Source organism: Devosia sp., from assembly GCF_030689745.1.
In the GTDB taxonomy this organism is placed as follows: Bacteria; Pseudomonadota; Alphaproteobacteria; order Rhizobiales; family Devosiaceae; genus Devosia; species Devosia alba.
Genome location: NZ_JAUYGL010000182.1, coordinates 1 through 17,255, shown reverse-complemented (window position 1 = coordinate 17,255; position 17,255 = coordinate 1). Strand labels below are relative to the sequence as shown.

The following is a 17,255-nucleotide window of genomic DNA, read 5'->3' as shown; positions in this document are numbered from 1 at the left end:
TCAAACAGAAATACATTTGTATTATGGAGTGGTCCAATTGGCTGGAAATGAGGGCTTTGTGAGCGAAACCGAATTGGTGGCAAAGGCTGCCTGGCTCTATCACGTGGCTGGTTTGAACCAAGAGAGCACCGCCAAACGCCTCGGCATCACTCGGGCACGCGTCAACAAAATGCTGTCCGACGCACGTGAGTCTGGGCTGGTCAGCATCAGTATCAATCAGGCTGATGTTGGCCTCTTGCCGATCGAGGAAGCGCTAAAGGCCGAATATGGTCTAGATTTTTGCATTTGCACGCCAGCGCTCAACCTCACTGCTGAAGAAGATGGTGAGCTGAGCCAGAAATTTGCGTTCCGGGCCGTTGGAACGGCGGCGGCGGCGCATCTGCGCAAGGTTCTGGCCGAGAGCGCGCACCCGGTCGTCGGTACCGGCTGGGGACGCACCATAGAACAAATGACGTTGCAGCTTGCCGGTATGCGTGCGCCGCACGCCCGCTTCATCAGTCTGATGGGATCGCTGACTGCCAATTCGGCCTATAATCCATTCGAAGTGGTGCATGCACTCGCCCGGAATACCGGCGGGCAGGGCTTTTTCCTGCCGGTGCCGTTCATCGCCGACAGTGCCGACGATCGTCAAGTTTTGCTATCGCAACGCTCGGTGCAGCGGGCACTGGATATCGCTCGTACCACCACAGTCGCCTATGTCAGCGTTGGCGAGCTGACCGAAGACTCTTTGCTGCGCCAGCAAGAGATGATCACCAAGGATGAACTTACAGCGTTGAGGGATTTAGGGGCCGTTGGCGATACCAACGGCATCTTCTTCGACCAGAGTGGCATTCCAATCGAACATGATTTGGCACGCCGAACCATCGCGATGCCACTCAATGACCTCAAGGAGGCCAGTATTGTTGCCTTGGTGGCGGGGGTTGCCAAGGTGAAGGCAGCCAAGGCTCTTCTGCGCTCCGGCCTCTGCCGTGGACTGGTCATCGATGGCGACACGGCGCTGAAATTGACACAACTAACATAGACCTGGGAGTATCACCGAACGAGCTTCCGGTTACCCGTATCGAACACCAGAAGATGGTGTATCGCGGCGGCTGCGGCGCGATCTGAGATCGAGAAGCTGCAGCCCCTTCATGTACGATGCTGGCGAGGTCGCACCTGACCTCGGCATCGAAGGAAGGAGCAACGGCGATGGCCTATTTTGTGGGACTGGACGTGTCGGTGTTGGAGACGGCGGTGTGCGTCGTTGATGAGGCCGGCAGGGTAATATGCGAGCAGAAGGTTCCGTCCGAGCCGGACGACATCGTCACACTGCTGACGTCAATTGGCGAGGACTACGGCCGCGTCGGGATCGAGGCCGGGCCGCTGTCGCAGTGGCTGGTCAATGGCATGGCGGAAGCCGGTCTGCCCGTGATCTGCGTCGAGACCCGCCACATGAAGTCGCTGCTGAAGGCGCAGCAGATCAACAAGTCTGACCGGCATGACGCGCGCGGCATTGCCCAGATGATGCGCGTCGGCCTGTTCAAGCCGGTGCATGTGAAGACGCTGGCCAGCCAGGAGAAGCGCATGCTGCTGACGGCGCGCAAGCTGGTGCAGCGCAAGATGCTCGACGTCGATGCCGATCTGCGCGGCACCTTGCGTAACTTCGGCCTGAAGGTCGGCGTCGTTGGGCAAGCTGGATTCGAGACGCGCGTCCGCGAGTTGGTCGAAGGTTTGCCCAGGCTTGCCGCCATCGTCGAGCCGATGCTGACCATCCGCCGCGTCATGCGCCAGGAGTTCACCAAGCTGCACAAGATGCTGCTCGAGGTCGTGCGGCATGATCCCATCTGCCGGCGGTTGATGACGGCGCCGGGTGTCGGCGCTGTTGTTGCGTTGACGTACCGCGCGACTGTGGACCAGCCGCAGCGCTTTGTTCATTCCAGAGCGGTGGGTGCCCATGTCGGATTGACGCCTCGTCGTCACCAGTCCGGTGAGATCGATTACGATGGCGGTATCTCGAAGTCCGGGGACACCATGCTGCGCACGATGCTGTATGAGGCCGCACAGGTCCTGCTGACCCAGAGCGCTAAGTGGTCGTGGCTGAAGGCCTGGGGCATGCGGGTCGCCCAGCGGCGAGGCCAGCGCCGTGCCATTGTCGCCGTGGCCCGCCGCCTGGCGGTGGTTCTGCACCGGATGTGGACCGACGGCACCGACTTCCGCTGGGGCAGCGAGCCCGCCGCAGCGGCTGCCTGATCTCTCGCCTAGAGAAGCTTTAAGGGTTCTGCCTCGGCAGGAAAGAGGTCCTCACGGGGACGAAGGTGGCGTGAGATCGTACTGGCGGCAGCCCTGCCAACTGGCAAGGGCGCCCAAAAGATTGATCCACTCCGCTTTTTCTTACCCCATCGTGGGGCGGTCGCAGCGCCGACCCCGAAGAGAAGCGCGAACCCCGTGTGGCACGACCTCATGCCAAGCAGCAAAGCCTGACTCTGCCCGAGCACCGCTCCTGAGCGTTCTTCCAAGTTCAGCAATGCCGCCTCTCGGCGGCAGATGAGATCGTTCGTCCCTTGACACAATCCGCGATAGAGAAGCCGCCAGTCCGCAACCCACCCCAAATTGGACGCCGGCACCGTCGCGGCCAATGTCCGCTATTGGGAAATTTAACTTCGATCCCGAATGGCGGGAATGGGGCGCGTTCCTGCCCAGCGGTTTCCGACGCCACGGCGGTCATTCACGCCGTAGCAACGTGCAAACGAAGGCGGTCGCTGATTACGGAATCTGGAAATGCACACGTCCAAGCATTTGCAGGTTTTCAGGGCAACAAGCTGTCGAATACATTCGCCAACTCACTCGTTCCTAAATCAGCCTCACGATCCGAGAGGCCGGAGAAACCGAGCAGAAGCCGTGACGTGTCTAAGGCTGTCACATTCATACGCGAAAGTGGCATGACGACAACGCCGCGCGCTAGGGCGGCACAGGAAATTTGCGTATCGCTGCTCCAGGTGCCGGTGGTGCGCGCAATCAGATTTATGCCTTGGTCGGGCAAGACCACCGAAGATGGTCTCCGATGCGCTCCTGCAAAAGTGCGGCCAGCATGTCGCGAGATGCGCGCAACCGCTCGCGCAGCCGGCGCAGGTGTGCAGGGTAATAGCCTTCCTGCAGAAAGTCGGCGACGACACGTTGCTGGAAGGTGGGCGGGCAGCGGTCGAGCGCCGGGCGGACGGCGCGAAACACTCGCACCAGATCGGGCGGCACGACCAGATAGCCAAGGCGCAGGCTAGGCAGCAGGGCCTTGCTGAAGGTGCCCGTATACAGAACACGGTCTGCCTGATCGAGGCCCTGCAGCGAAGCTATGGCGTGGCCGTCATAGCGAAACTCGCTGTCGTAATCGTCCTCGACAATCCAGCAGCCATTGGCGCGCGCATAAGCCAGAAGGTCCAGGCGCCGGGGTAGGGAGAGCACTGACCCGGACGGATACTGGTTGGAGGGCGTCACATAGATCAGGGCAGGCGGCGGCAGGTCGCCTGCCGTCAGCTGTTCGACCACGACACCGGCCTGGTCGACCGGCAGTCCCACGATCTCAGCGCCGTTGAGCGCCAGGCACTGCCGGGCCGGCGGATAGCAAGGGTCTTCAACGACGACGCGATCGCCCGGCGAGACCAGCACGCGAAAGGCCAGATCGAGCGCCTGTTGCGTTCCGGCCGTTATGAATAGCTGCTCGGGGGTGCAGCGGACGCCGCGCGATGCGGCCACATGGGCGACAATGGCGGCCCGCAGATCGGGTTCGCCCTGGATATCGCCATAGCCTTCGAAGGCATAGTTCATGTGGCGGCCGGCAAGGCGATTGAGCAGGCTGGCCGTTCGCTCGTCATGCGCCATGCGGCCGGTGACGAAGGGCAGCAGCTTTTGCGGTTCTAGGCTGGGGCCACGGCTCAGCATGCCGGTGACCGACCTCGATATGGTCCGCCGCGCTGAGCTTTCCCCGACAATGGGCCGCGGGCCGGTTTCGAGCCGCTCGGCCGGCGTGTCCGTCAGGACATAGGTGCCTGACCCATGGCGCGCTATGGCATAGCCCTCGGCGATGAGGATATCATAGGCCTCGGCGATGGTGCCGCGCGACAGCACCCATTCTTGCGCGGCAAGGCGCGACGAGGGCAGTCTCTGTCCCGGCCTGATCCGGCCATCGGCCATGGCCTCGCGCAGGACCAGATAGAGTTGGCGGGCCAGCGAGGCCGGCGCCGCCGGATCTAGGCGCGGCTGGAATCCGGCCGACGGGCTTTCTCGCCGCCGGGTCAGCCGGCGCTGGTTGGGGGGCAAGTGGCTCACGACAGGCTCGCATAGTGGCTCTTTGAATTGCAACGATCATGCATTTTAGTCGATCCACTTGCAATGAGCCCAGCGATCGGGAGCCCGCCGTGAGACCATCCAGACTGAAAATCGCCGTGCTGTTCGGCGGTCGCTCCGCCGAGCATGATGTTTCGGTACTGTCGGCGACCAATGTCATGGCCGCCCTGGCCCCGGAAAAATACGAGCCCATGCCCATCTTCGTAACCCGAGAGGGCCAGTGGCTGCTGAGCCGCTTCGAGGATGGCGTGTTGGCGATGCCCGAAAACGGGACCGAAGTGGCTTTGGTGCCCGGCGGGCGCGGACGCCTGATCCTGCTTGGCGCTGACGGGCAGGTCGTGGGCACCGACAGGATCGGCATGCTGTTTCCGGTCTTGCATGGCCTTTTCGGTGAGGATGGCTCAGTGCAGGGCATGGCGGAAGTGGCCCGCGTGCCGCTGGCCGGCTGTGGCCTGCTCGGATCGGCCACGGCGCTGGACAAGATCATGGCCAAGCGCCTGCTGAACGCGGCGGGCATTCCGGTGGCGTGCTGGGTGGCCATCGGCCAGCACGAGGCGCCCGATTTTGCCGGCCTGGAGCGCGCGCTTGGTTTGCCGATCTTCATCAAGCCGGCCCGGCAGGGATCATCGGTGGGCGTCCGGAAAGTCTCGGGCAGCCAGGAGTTCCAGCCCGCGCTTGACCAAGCCTTGCGCTTTGACCACTGCATCCTCGCCGAAGAGTTCGTCGAGGGCCGCGAGATCGAGTTCAGCGTGCTGGAGGATGAGACGGGAGGCCTTTTCGTGTCCCGCCCCGGCGAGATCGTGCCGGCGGAGCGGCATGGCTTTTACAGCTATGACGCCAAATATGTCGACGAGACCGGCGCGGTCCTCAAAGTGCCTGCGGACCTGCCACAAGAGGTCGAGAGCGCCATGCGCGACATGGCATCCAGGGCGTTCCGGGCGCTTGGCTGCGACGGCATGGCGCGCGTGGACTTCTTCCTCAAGGAAGACGGCGTGTTTCTGGTCAACGAGCTCAACACAATTCCCGGCTTTACCGATATCAGCTTGTACGCCAAGGCCATGGCGGCCAGCGGCATTGCCTATCCCGAGATCATCGACCGTTTGGTGAGCCATGGCCTCGCGCGAGCGAACCGGCCATGACGAGCCTCGACACAGGCGGGGCCAAGACGGACAATGGCCTGCTCAATGGACTAATCGGCGTCGCCATCTTCAGCGGTTCGCTGCCGGCAACCCGGCTGGCCGTCCAGCAGTTCGACCCGATCTTTCTCACCGTGGCGCGGGCGGCCATTGCCGGCATACTGGCGCTGGTCCTGTTGCTGGTCCTGCGACAGCGCCGTCCTGCAAAGGCCGATCTCCTCTCCCTAGTCATCGTCGCCCTGGGGGTTGTCATCGGCTTCCCGCTCCTGACGGCGCTGGCGCTGCAACACGTTACCTCGGCCCATTCCATCGTCTTCATCGGCCTACTGCCGCTCTCGACCGCCATTTTCGGCGTGCTGCGCGGCGCCGAGCGACCAAAACCCGCCTTCTGGCTGTTTTCAGCGCTGGGCAGTGCGCTCGTCGTCGGCTTTGCCCTGGCGCAGGGGCTCACGGCGTCTCCGACCGGCGATCTGCTGATGCTGGCCGCCATCGTGGTCTGCGGCCTCGGCTATGCCGAAGGGGGCAGGCTGTCGCGCCGGCTTGGCGGCTGGCAGGTCATCTCTTGGGCGCTGGTGTTGTCGCTGCCGATCGTGACCGCCCTGTCGTTGCTGACCCTGCCGCCGACATTTGCCGGCATCACCCTGCCGACCTGGCTGAGCCTGGCCTATGTTTCCGTCTTCAGCATGCTGGTCGGCTTCGTCTTCTGGTATCGCGGTCTGGCACAGGGCGGCATCGCCGCCATTGGCCAGCTGCAGCTGCTGCAGCCCTTTTTCGGCCTGGCGCTGGCCGCCACGCTGCTGCACGAGCCCGTCACCTGGACCATGCTGCTGGTCTGCCTCGCGATTGTCCTCTGCGTGTTCAGCGCCAGACGATTTGCGACATGATACAGGAGACGCAAGTTTTGCGGTTCCAACTATCTTACCGCTCCAAAAAACGCCCCTAACCTCCTTCCTCCCCGTTATCGCGGTTTCCGGCAGCTCACTGGAACGACCGCTTTTGGGACACGGCCGAAGCGGCTCTCACGTCTGAAATGGTGAAGGGTTTGGGATGCCGCTTGGCGTCGCAAAGCCACCCATGCAGGAACCCGCGGTCCGCATGCGCTGCGCTATGGGGTTTTCCGATTTGGTGTGGTCGGTTGGGTGCCAAGAGCGGAGGCATATGGCGTGGCCAGCCCTGCAAGTGGACGGCGTCCGGGCTGCGTTCGAGCGTGGGCAGCGGCGGTGTTGACGAGATCGGCGGGCATAACGGTGATCGCTGCGGTGCTGGGCGCGAACCGTCCCATCGGCCGGTGACGTGGCGCGGCCGTATGAACAAGCGGGTCATGCCGGGTCATGGATGGTCTCCCGGTTTGTCTGCCGCGCTGCAGGCGGCGCGCGCGGCCTGCAGCCCCGGGCGAAGGTTTCGATGATGATCATGGTGCCGCCACAGCAGGGGCATGGTGGCCGCGGATCGGCGGTCTCCTGAGTTACCCCGGCGTCGTCGGGCGCCGGCGCGACCTCGAGCAGACTGCGGGCCTGGGCAAGGCTGTCCTTGCGAGCGGAGCCGGCGAGCAGACCGTAGTGCCGGATGCGATGGAAGCCGCGTGGCAGGGTGTGCAGTAAGAAGCGGCGGATGAACTCATTGGCGGCCAGGGTCATGACCTACTTCCGGTCGGCGCCGGTACAGCGATAATCCTTGTAGTGGAAGGTCACGCCGGTCTGGTCGAACGCGATGAGGCGGCTGTTGGAGATCGCCACCCGATGGGTATAGCGCGAGAGATAGGCGAGGACCGCCTGTGGCCCAGCGAAGGGTGGCTTGGCGTAAACCACCCAGCGCTTCTTGCGGATCGGCGCGAGGTGACGCTGGAAGGCGCGGCGATCGCTGAGCCCTGCCAGCTTGCCGAAGAAGGCGAGCCGGCCGGCATCGTGCAGCTCGATCAGCCGGGTCAGGAACAGACGGCGAAACAGGGCGCCGAGCACCCGCACCGGCAGGAGGAAGGCTGGTCGCGATGAGAGCCACCGCCCATCCGGCGCAATGCCGCCATCCGGCACGATCATGTGGATGTGCGGGTGGTGCATCATGGCCGAGCCCCAGGTGTGCAGTACGGCGGAGATGCCGATGCGGGCGCCCAGATACCGGGGATCGGCGGCGATCGTCAGCATGGTCTCGGACGCCGCCTTGAACAGCAGGTTGTAGACCAGAGCCTTGTTGTGGAAGGCGATATCGGCGACCTCGGCCGGCAGGGTGTACACGACGTGGAAGTAACCAACCGGCAGGAGATCGGCCTCGCGGGCTTCGAGCCAGGTGCGTGCGGCAGCACCCTGGCACCGGGGACAATGCCGGTTGCGGCAGCTGTTGTAGGCGATGCGCTGATGCCCGCAGTCTGTGCAGGCGTCGACGTGACCGCCAAGCGCAGCGGTGCGGCAGCTCTCGATCGCCGACATGACCTTGAGCTGGTCCAGGCTCAGATGCCCGGCATGGGCGCTCCGATAGGCTGAACCGGCAGCACGGAAGATATCGGCGACCTCGATGGTGGCGCGCACCCGATCACGTGGGTGGAGGCTTGTCCGCCATCAGCGCCATCAACCGGTCGAGCGGGCTGGCGACCGCCTGGATCGTGCGGGTCGAGACCTTGGTGTAGAGCGCGGTCGTCTCAAGCTTGGAGTGCCCGAGCAGCACCTGGATGACGAGGATAGCCCTTTACATCGGAGACCTGCCCGGCGCTCAGCGTAACCGCGACGGGGAGGCCGAGGGCGTTATTGCGGAGGTGGATCTTGGTCGAGAAGCCAGCACGAGAACGGCCAAGACCCTGGTCCACATGCTTTTTTGTGCGCCAGCGGCGTGTTGATGGGCTCGGATGATGGTGGAATCGATTATCTGAACGCTGTCGTTGCCCGCGCCGGTCTCGTTAAATGCCTCCAGTATCACGTCCCAAATCCCGGCCTGCGTCCGGCGCCGGAACTCGAGATATACTGAGTTCCATGTGCCGAAATGGCTGTGCAGATCCCGCCAGGCTGTCCCCGTCTGGGCTATCCAAAACACCCCGCCAACACCAACCGCTGATGACGCGACCGCCGACCTCGCCTCGGCCCCTTCTCGACCACAAACGGTTCGAAGAAGGCCCGCTCTGCATCTGACATCAAACCACGAACCAAGGCTGCGCTCCGCAAAAAAAAACAGCCTTGAATCACCCATTAGCCGATTTGGAAATCCACTTTGTTCACACCGCCTAGAAGAGCAGGGCATGTTTTTCGCGGTAGATCCGGAGTGGGCGCTTTCGCTTCATCTCTGGCCCATCTGACGGGGCCAGAGCCTACTTCAAGCCGGACCCGGCGAAGGGGGCAACGTCAGAGCGTCATCCGTCTTGCATGAGGATCGAGTATATATTGTAGTAAATCGCTCTTGTATAAGGAGTTTTTCCACTTCATCATGCGCGTGCTCCTCGCATTTGCGTTCGCTCTCCGGGTCAATTCGGGACCGAATTAAGCCGAATTTGGTGGCCTTGGGTTCAAGGTTTTCCCAACCGTTGTCTGATACTGCACTTTGAGGATTGGTCCCTTGCCCAGCTCCCTTCGCGTCATTGTAATGGCTTTAGGTGCCGTCGTTGTCACCCTGTTAGGTCTGGTTTCGGTGGTGTTTTATTCCTTGCGGTTCGAGGTAGCTGACATCCGCTTTCGGGTTCACGCTGAGTTCGTCGACGGCGAAACGCCCTATGTGGGAAGCGGCGTTTGGGAACTACATATCGAGCAGGGGCGCTTCTTGGCACAAACAAGGTTTGTGTCCGTCCGCGGTGAGGCAATTGAACTAAATGGGCCGACCAATCGGCATCTTTTCTTATTGCGCCGTTCCTCAGACGGGCTGGCGGGACTTCACTACGGTGCTTTCCCTTTGGAGTGTAGCGACGGGACATCCCGCACTAATGTGGAACTGATAGCCAGTCTGCGAGAGAATTTTTCTGGTCCTTGCTCTCTGGATCAAGCGCGACCGCTGCTTGTTGAGCTTGCTGTCGTTGATGACCCCAGAACTTTACGTAGAGTTCCCTATGTTCGGGCCTCGACCGAAGTTTGTGAGGGGCTATGTCTGAAAAACCTTTGGATTGAGCGAACGGACGAACCCATAACAACTGGGATCGAGAATGTGCTGCCTTGGCTTGGGCAATACAGTTACGGGATGACTGACGTTGTCTCGGGCGACCTACCCAAAATCCAAAGAACAGAAGAAGTTCTAATATTAAGAGCTATCGATTTTTCGACGGAAATTTATGGGAGCGATCTATATGAGTGATATTGATTATTCTATCCTGGCAATGGATGCATACGGGCGTACCGATGTCGGTGGTGGAACGGCCATAGTTCCAGTTGGAGCAATTTTTGTGGCCAATAGAATTGAGAGCAGTTTTTCTGCCGTTAATTACAGCTACCAAGGCGAAACTGTAATTGCATTTCGCGGTACGGATGATGTCGGTGATTTTGTCTCTGGATGGTCTGCCGCCCTCGGTTGGACTGCTTCATTCTCGAGTCAAATTGAAAGCGCATTTAGTTATTACCATGAGATTTCTGCCACCGGCTCGGTTGTGCTGACCGGACATTCTCTGGGCGGAATACTGGCCGGTATAGTGAATGCGTTCACCGATACGACGGCAGTGATACTTGACGGTGCCGAAATAGGTTCGACAGTAGATTTTATTTACTCGAAGATGCTTGGTGCGTTTGAAACTTACAATCCGATGACGCCGTATGCGGAGTACGTACAGAGAGTTTTGGAGGGTGAGCACTGGTTGGAGGTTGTCTACGGTGCAGCTGCAGAGTTCATGACCGAGGCTGATGTACAGGCTCCGGTAAGCAACTATCGAGCATACCACGTTGCTGGAGAATCTATCTCGCGTTTCGGGTTGGGGGTTAGTGACTCCGAAGTGCTGTCTCCGCCGGACGGCAGCGCATTTCCTAATGAAGGGGCGCCTGGCGAGCCTGAGCACAACACAGCATTAGCGACGATACTGCTTAAGATGCATGAATTCCGCGAGGATCAATCGCTTCCGATTCCGCACGGATGGGAGGTGTCCGGAAAGCTCTTTATCTCTGCACTCTACGACGCGGATGTCGCCGTAAGCGCCGGCATTACTGATCAGCATGCCAAGTTTGGCGGAGGGAATAGCGCCGACTATCTTCGTCACGCTATAGCTTATTCAGCTTCTGAGAACGGTGGTCCGGGCGGCACGGTTGCCCTCGATACCCTATTTGATGACGCTGATAATTTGGGGCAGGCGCTTAGGGTTCCCGACGTAGAGACTTCTCCAGGAATTTCTAGGCCGGCCGGAGTTCAGCGGGCCGCAATGCTTGCCGAACTCGCAACTATTTTTGCGGGCGCTCACGCCCTCAAGGCCACTACCGGAGGTGCTCTGGATGGCGTCTTGGACTACACTCCGCAAGTGGACGATAGCGGGGAGTTGTCAGCCGATATCTCCAAGGCGACCTGGGAAGCCTTGGGTGAAGATACTCACACCGCTGCTCGTGAGACAGCGCTCAAATATCTCGTTGAGAAGGCACTTGGAGAGGAAGACACCAGCGTTACTGAATTGGTGACGTCTCTTTCTGAAAGTGGCCTGATTGAGAAAATCAAGTTCCTGGTTTCAAGCGAAAGCTATGAAGGGACCTTATTCGAAGACGCCAAAAGCGTGTTTGTGGGTACGGGGCTCGGGGACACTATCACCGGCTCAGAAGGTAGTGACGTTGTTTTTGGCGGCGACGCCCAAAACGGGGCCGGTGGCACATTTGACGGTGGGGCCGGCGATGACATCGTTGTCGGCACATCCAAGGACGACACCTTCACCGCCAATGCAGGCAGTGACTATCTGTCTGGCGGAGCCGGCGCCGACACTTTCACCATTGGGGAGGGAAACGGATCCGTGGCTGTCGGCGGCCTAGGCGCGGATGTTTTCAACGTCTCCTGGCAATCTATTTGCTCAGGAGGTGATGGGGACGATATTTTTAATATCGCCGGGCCGGTAGTGGTTTGGGGTGGCCTGGGGGCAGATCAATTTATAATAGAAACTCAGTGGCCAATTAAAATTTACTTCATAGATATCCAGGGACTGACAGATGTGAACATCGCCAATTTAGACACTAATAAGCTTTTTAGCTATTTTAGTGCCAATATGGGCAGTTCATTTGGTCAAGATGGTGTCGTCATTGTAAATGCCGAATTGGACGACAGACTAATCCTGAACGGGAAAGAGGCAGGGAGTGCAGATTACGGCCTGATCGAACAGTTTGGTGAAGGACCTGGCGTGGACTATGGCTACGAAGCAATTTATGGGGCTGAGTCAGATGGACTTTATTATTTGCCAGAGAATGGTGGCAGCCAAAATAATGTTGCGACGCTTGAAATTTATGATGGATATGAAGTTATCAGTACAGACGTAGGTGGAGAAGTTTTCCGTCATACGGATCTATACTATAGACCCGCAGAATGGACAATTTTTGGATTTCGCCAAGGTCTGGCTGGGGTATCTGTTTCCGGTGATGGCCCCGCTCGAATACAGCAGCATGATGGGGTTGAGGTTCAGCATTATACGCCCGACACATGGGATACCACAGCTATATACTCCGTTGGAGTCGCTGATATTACGAAGACTGTCTACAACCGCATTGATGGCACGGAAAGTGACGACACGCTTACCGGTACCGAAGATGACGACAAAGTCTCCGCACTTGGTGGGGATGACGCAGTTATAGCAGCGCATGGCGGTGGCGATGACTACTACGACGGGGGTACTGGGAATGACACCATAAAATTCTTAAGTTCAACTCTCGGTGTTTTTGCCAGTCTGTACGACCAAGTCGCCTCTGGGGTCGAGATTGGATCAGATATTGTTGTTGCGTTCGAAAATGTTGTCGGCGGATCTGGTGACGACACAATAGAGGGTGATAGCGAAATCAACATCCTGAATGGCGTTGCAGGAAACGACGTCCTTAGTGCCGGTGCCGGTGATGACATCCTAATCGGTGGAACTGGCGCCGACGTACTGATTGGCCGCGATGGAAATGACACCTACGTCTACGAACGCGGCGATGGTCATGACGTGATCATTGAGGGGACGATGGAAGGTAGTGCCGACGTTCTCAGTATTAGCGGTGTCAACGGGTTCACTCAAACGGTCGTCTCTGCTTCTGGCAAAGACCTCCTGATAGAGATTGACCCCTCGACGTCTGCAGCGGGAGACGGCGGTTCGATCCTGATTGAGGACTACCTCGACATGGCCGGCGACTATGGTGTCGAGACAATCATTGATGGCGACAACAACGTCTGGACCAAGCAGGACATTTTCCAGTTTCTGTACGGAAATAGCTCTGGCGGCCTCGATATCTGGGGCACGTCAGAGAATGAAGTGTTTGTCGGAACAGCTCAGGTCGACTCATTCCACGGAGAAGATGGCGACGACCATTTGATCGGAAATGCTGGGGCAGATTCACTTATTGGCGGGGGCGGCGATGATATCATTGAAGGCGGAACAGGTGATGACTGGCTGGTCGGCGACGCTGGGTCCGACCTGATCGAGGGCGGAGGTGGCGCCGATCACCTCAGTGGCGGCTTGGGAGATGACATGCTCTTGGGTGGTGCCGACGACGACACGCTCCTGGGCGAAGATGGCAATGATGTCATTGAAGGTGGCTCGGGCGACGACTGGCTCGTCGGCGGAGCCGGTGCGGATACTTTCGTGTTCCGGGCAGGATTCGGCGAGGATGGCATGGGAGACTTTGAGGTCGGCGTGGATACCCTCGAATTGCACGATCAAGTGGCGCTGGATTTTGCCGGCTTAATGGCGGACGCCGAGGAGTGGGGTGGCAACGCCTGGCTGCATCTCGAAAACGGTGATCTGATAATCATGCACGGCGTCGCACTCACCGACCTTTCTGCCTCCGACTTCAGGTTTATGTAGCAGGCATGGTCGAAGCTTCATCTGTGCAGCAGCGGGCCCACAGGCCTGCTGCCTCTCATCTGCCTCCAATCAGCCCCGCTGTGGCTTTGGTGATCGTCAGCCTGGTATCAAACTTGCTCATGCTGACGGGGCCGTTGTTCATGCTGCAGGTCTATGACCGCGTTCTGGCCAGCCGTTCGGTGCCCACCCTTATCGTCTTGACGGCCCTTATTGCAGCGCTCTTTGCCCTTTACGCTTTCCTCGACGCCTTGCGCAGTCGCATGGCAGCTCGATACGCCAATGTCATGGATGCCGGGATATCGGAGCGTCTCTTCGCGGCCGCGGTACAGTTCAAGCTGATTGCCAATGCTCCGAAGACTGCGGATCCATTGCGGGACGGGGACACAGTGCGTCAATTTCTGGCTAGCCCAGCCCCATTGACCTTGCTGGACTTGCCCTGGGTTCCGGTGTACCTCGCGGTGGTGTTTCTATTTCACTACTGGTTGGGTTGGCTGGCCGTCGCTGGTTGCCTGATCATCACCGTTTTGATGATCGCCAACGAGGCCTTCGCACGAAAACCGTCGCAGGAAGCCAATTCGGAACAGTTCCTGCGGCAAAGGCAGACGGACGACATTCGGCTAAACGCTGAGTCCGTGGTCGCCATGGGTATGCTCGTTGACCTCAGGGCACGTTGGCGTGGTCAGACCGAGAAGATGCTGTCCGCTCAGCGCTCCGGTGGCGATCGTGCAGCGTTTTTTTTCCGCAGCCACCAAGGGTCTCCGCTTTTTTCTCCAGTCGGCCGTGCTCGCTTTGGGCGCTTATTTGGTAATTCAGGGGCAAATGACACCGGGACTAATGATCGCTGCATCGGTTGTGACTGCAAGGGCACTCGCACCAGTGGAGCAAATTGTCGGACAGTGGCGCAGCTTCGTCAGTGCGCGGCAGGCTTGGGCGAGAGTACAAAAAATTCTCTCGGTCAAAGTGGTCACGCAGCGTGAAGTCAGCCTGCCGTTGCCAACGCGTTCGTTGAGTGTCAAGTCGCTGGTGACCGCCCCCCAAGGCAGCAAGGCACCGGTGATCGCCGGCGTCAGCTTTGAGCTGCTGGCTGGTGACGGATTGGGTATTCTCGGTCCGTCAGGATCCGGAAAATCGTCGCTGGCCAGGGCACTGGTTGGTGTTTGGCCTAGTCTGGCTGGCGACATCCGCTTCGATGGGGCGGTACTCCCACACTATCAGTCAACTCAACTCGGCGAGATGGTAGGTTACCTGCCGCAGCGGGTTGAGCTTTTCGATGGCACTGTCGCTGAGAACATTGCCCGCTTCCGCCCCGATGCTTCGAGCGAGGCAATCATCGATGCTGCAAATGCCGCCGGTGTCCACTCTCTGGTCAGTTCGATGCCAGACGGATACAGTAGCCGAGTTGGCGAACAGGGTGACCTGCTTTCAGCAGGTCAACGTCAGCGCATCGGGCTGGCGCGCGCCCTATATGGCAACCCTTTCCTTATCGTCCTAGACGAGCCTAACGCGAATTTGGACAGTGACGGCGACAATGCCCTCACCGAAGCCATTCACCAGGCGCGCAGCCGCGGCTCAATAGTGATTGTGATCGCACACCGCCCAAGCGCGATCGCTGCCATCGACAAGGTTCTTTTCGTTCAGGCAGGGCGTCAGGTCGCCTTTGGGCCCAAAGCCGAGGTGCTGCAGCAGATCATGCAGTCGGGCGGAAACGTGCGGCCAATGAAGGTGCCCGGAGCGTGACGGAAAATTCGGCGACTTCCTCAAAAGATCTTCAAAGTCTCAAGCGCCATGGCTATGTCGGCCTGTTGGTTGTCCTTGGCCTGTTCGGTGGACTGCTCGCTTGGGCCGCATTGACTGAGATCTCTGGCGCGGTAGTGGCCCAGGGTATTCTCGTAGTGCAGGACAACGCCAAGCGTGTCCAACACCCAGAGGGCGGGACTGTAGCGCAACTGATGGTGCGCAATGAGGATCACGTTGCTAAAGGTCAATTGCTGGCTGTCTTGGACCAAACAGCGATCGCTGCGTCACTTGAAATTTCGGAGGCACAGCTACGCGAGGCTTATGCCAAGGAAGCCCGTCTCACTGCCGAGATTGAAGGCAGGAGCGACGTGGTTCTTTCCGACGTTGCGCTGGATGCATTTGACGCTGTCGACCTCAACGCATTGCTGGATTTGGAACAGCGGGTACTCACCGTCCGGCTCGACGGCCGGGCAGGCAGAATTGCCCAGCTAAACGAACAGATCACCCAGCTCGAGCGGCAGCGCGAGGGGCTGCAGTTGCAGAAGATTGCCATTGAGCGTCAGCTCGAAGTGGTTGCGCTGGAAATCCTCGATTTTGAAAGCCTTTATGACAAGCGGCTGATCGCTGTTAGTCGCGGCACTGCGCTGGATAAGGAACTTGCCTCTACCCAAGGCGAACTAGGACGTGTTGTGGCCGCTATTGCGGAATCTCACGCCATTGCAGCCGAACGGGCACTGCAGATAGAGCAAATCAACGATGAGTTTCTGACGACCGCGTTGGCAGATTTGCAGGACACACGCCGGATCATAGCGGAAGCAGGTCAGCAGCGAATAGCAAATCGGGACCGCTTGGTGAAAACTGAAATCCGCGCCCCTCAAGCTGGTATCGTGCATGAATCGGTGCTGCACACCGTCGGGGGAGTGGCCGCCAGTGGCGAGACCTTGATGCTCATTGTTCCCACCGACGATCCGCTACTCGTAAACGTCCGGATTGCCCCAATCGACATCGACAAGGTTGTGGTGGGCCAGAAGGCCGTTTTGCGCTTTTCGGGCCTAGACCCGCGTAGCACTCCGGAGTTGAACGCGCTGATCTCAAGGATCGCACCGGATGCGACCCAAGACACTACAACTGGATTGCAGTACTATGCTACGCGCATCGCAATTCCGGATGAGCAATTGGCTAGGATGCCCGCGGGTAGTAGCTTAATTCCCGGGATGCCAGTGGAGGCGTTCGTGCAGACTGGGGACAGGACTGTGCTCTCCTATTTAATTCGCCCCATTGTCGAGCAACTCAGCCTAGCGTTGCGGGAATAAGCTCCATCGAAACCAAATACGGTTTTGGCCCATTGTATGGTTACACGGGTGTCGGGACTTTGAGATCCCCCATTCCCGTCGTTTGACCGGGTGTCGCGACTTTCTAGAGCTGCCGTTCGACATGAGCCACTTTGCTGGGGTGCGGGTGATTTGGGAGGCAGGTTGCGTGATCACACATGGGCTGGCACGCACAGGGCTGGTAGTGAGAACGGGAACCCACGCACTGCGGTCATCAAATCGCCGGAGCGATGAGGTTCGTCGTAAGCGGTGTCCTCGCCCCACCTTCCGTCCTTTCGTCGGCCGTGAGATCCCGCATGGGTTGATGTCAGTGCGGGAGTTTCTCCATGGACGCTCCAATGGAGCTTCTCACAAGTGGCGGCAGGCGGCGGCGTAATCGGCAATGGCCTGATGATGAGAAGGCGCGGATTGTTGCCGAGACGCTTCGACCAGGAGCGACCGTGAGCGAAGTGGCGCTGCGGCATGGTCTGAAGGCCAACCATGTCTCCTCGTGGCGGACGCTGGCCAGGGATGGGAAGTTGGTGCTGCCGGCGCCAGAGGATCCGGTGGAGTTCGCAACGCTGATGGTTGCTCCGATGGTTGAGCAGGTGACGGCCGCGGAGCCTGTAACGTCGGCTGGGCCGGAGCTTTTGGTGGGGTCGGTGATCATCCGGCTGGAGCCTGGTGCGTCGGCGAGCCGGGTCGCGTCGGTCGTTCGCGCGCTGATGGCGGCCTCATGATCTTCCCCTCGAACCGGGTGCGGATCATGGTGGCGAGCAAGCCAATCGACTTCCGAAAAGGCCACGACAGCCTGGCTGCGCTAGTCAAGAACGTGTT

At 59.5% G+C, this 17,255-nt stretch carries 12 protein-coding genes and 1 pseudogene; 10 read left to right on the top strand and 3 right to left on the bottom strand.

Annotated elements, in window-relative coordinates; all coding sequences use genetic code 11:
* Positions 1-58 precede the first annotated feature (58 nt).
* A complete protein-coding gene (locus Q8O80_RS15960) occupies positions 59-1,021 on the top strand; it encodes a sugar-binding transcriptional regulator (protein WP_305581009.1) in 963 nt (320 codons plus the stop codon).
* A 167-nt stretch (positions 1,022-1,188) separates the two neighbouring features.
* Entirely contained in the window at positions 1,189-2,229 is a 1,041-nt protein-coding gene (locus Q8O80_RS15955) for an IS110 family transposase (protein ID WP_305581007.1), read from the top strand.
* Positions 2,230-3,000: 771 nt separating this feature from the next.
* Here Q8O80_RS15955 and Q8O80_RS15950 read toward each other — a convergent pair.
* On the bottom strand, positions 3,001-4,299 hold the full coding sequence (locus tag Q8O80_RS15950; RefSeq protein WP_305581005.1) for a PLP-dependent aminotransferase family protein: 1,299 nt from the start codon (positions 4,297-4,299) through the stop codon (positions 3,001-3,003).
* An 89-nt stretch (positions 4,300-4,388) separates the two neighbouring features.
* Between Q8O80_RS15950 and Q8O80_RS15945 the strand changes: the two genes are divergently transcribed.
* The gene (locus tag Q8O80_RS15945) at positions 4,389-5,456 is read left to right on the top strand and encodes a D-alanine--D-alanine ligase family protein (protein ID WP_305581003.1); all 1,068 of its coding nucleotides are present in this window, start codon (positions 4,389-4,391) and stop codon (positions 5,454-5,456) included.
* Positions 5,453-6,337: a DMT family transporter gene (locus tag Q8O80_RS15940; protein WP_305581001.1), complete on the top strand. Its 885-nt coding sequence runs from the start codon at positions 5,453-5,455 to the stop codon at positions 6,335-6,337. The genes Q8O80_RS15945 and Q8O80_RS15940 overlap by 4 nt, the downstream gene beginning before the upstream one ends.
* Before the next feature lie 435 nt (positions 6,338-6,772).
* Here the strand turns inward: Q8O80_RS15940 and Q8O80_RS15935 are convergent.
* A pseudogene (locus Q8O80_RS15935) lies at positions 6,773-7,975 on the bottom strand (IS91 family transposase).
* A gap of 181 nt (positions 7,976-8,156) precedes the next feature.
* On the bottom strand, positions 8,157-8,627 hold the full coding sequence (locus Q8O80_RS21615) for a transposase (RefSeq protein ID WP_371136225.1): 471 nt from the start codon (positions 8,625-8,627) through the stop codon (positions 8,157-8,159).
* A gap of 363 nt (positions 8,628-8,990) precedes the next feature.
* On the opposite strand from Q8O80_RS21615, the gene Q8O80_RS15925 reads away from it, so the two are divergent.
* From Q8O80_RS15925 to Q8O80_RS15900, 6 genes are all read left to right on the top strand, one after another.
* Positions 8,991-9,716, top strand: a complete 726-nt coding sequence (locus Q8O80_RS15925) for a hypothetical protein (protein WP_305580999.1) — start codon at positions 8,991-8,993, stop codon at positions 9,714-9,716.
* Positions 9,709-13,371: an Mbeg1-like protein gene (locus Q8O80_RS15920; protein WP_305580997.1), complete on the top strand. Its 3,663-nt coding sequence runs from the start codon at positions 9,709-9,711 to the stop codon at positions 13,369-13,371. The genes Q8O80_RS15925 and Q8O80_RS15920 overlap by 8 nt, the downstream gene beginning before the upstream one ends.
* Positions 13,372-13,451: 80 nt before the next feature.
* Positions 13,452-14,348 carry a hypothetical protein gene (locus Q8O80_RS15915; RefSeq protein WP_305580995.1) on the top strand — a complete coding sequence of 299 codons (897 nt, stop codon included), beginning with the start codon at positions 13,452-13,454 and terminating at the stop codon, positions 14,346-14,348.
* Positions 14,332-15,108 carry an ATP-binding cassette domain-containing protein gene (locus Q8O80_RS15910; RefSeq protein ID WP_305580993.1) on the top strand — a complete coding sequence of 259 codons (777 nt, stop codon included), beginning with the start codon at positions 14,332-14,334 and terminating at the stop codon, positions 15,106-15,108. Before Q8O80_RS15915 ends, Q8O80_RS15910 begins: the two co-directional genes overlap by 17 nt.
* Positions 15,105-16,421: an HlyD family type I secretion periplasmic adaptor subunit gene (locus tag Q8O80_RS15905; RefSeq protein WP_305580991.1), complete on the top strand. Its 1,317-nt coding sequence runs from the start codon at positions 15,105-15,107 to the stop codon at positions 16,419-16,421. The genes Q8O80_RS15910 and Q8O80_RS15905 overlap by 4 nt, the downstream gene beginning before the upstream one ends.
* 344 nt (positions 16,422-16,765) lie before the next feature.
* A complete protein-coding gene (locus Q8O80_RS15900; protein WP_305580989.1) occupies positions 16,766-17,158 on the top strand; it encodes a transposase in 393 nt (130 codons plus the stop codon).
* The last annotated feature ends 97 nt before the right edge of the window (positions 17,159-17,255 follow it).

Coding starts and splice junctions, on each gene's coding strand:
- Q8O80_RS15955 (WP_305581007.1), top strand. CDS start 1,189: ATGGCCTATTTTGTGGGACTGGACGTGTCGGTGTTGGAGACGGCGGTG.
- Q8O80_RS15940 (WP_305581001.1), top strand. CDS start 5,453: ATGACGAGCCTCGACACAGGCGGGGCCAAGACGGACAATGGCCTGCTC.
- Q8O80_RS21615 (WP_371136225.1), bottom strand. CDS start 8,627: ATGGGTGATTCAAGGCTGTTTTTTTTTGCGGAGCGCAGCCTTGGTTCG.
- Q8O80_RS15920 (WP_305580997.1), top strand. CDS start 9,709: ATGAGTGATATTGATTATTCTATCCTGGCAATGGATGCATACGGGCGT.
- Q8O80_RS15900 (WP_305580989.1), top strand. CDS start 16,766: ATGGACGCTCCAATGGAGCTTCTCACAAGTGGCGGCAGGCGGCGGCGT.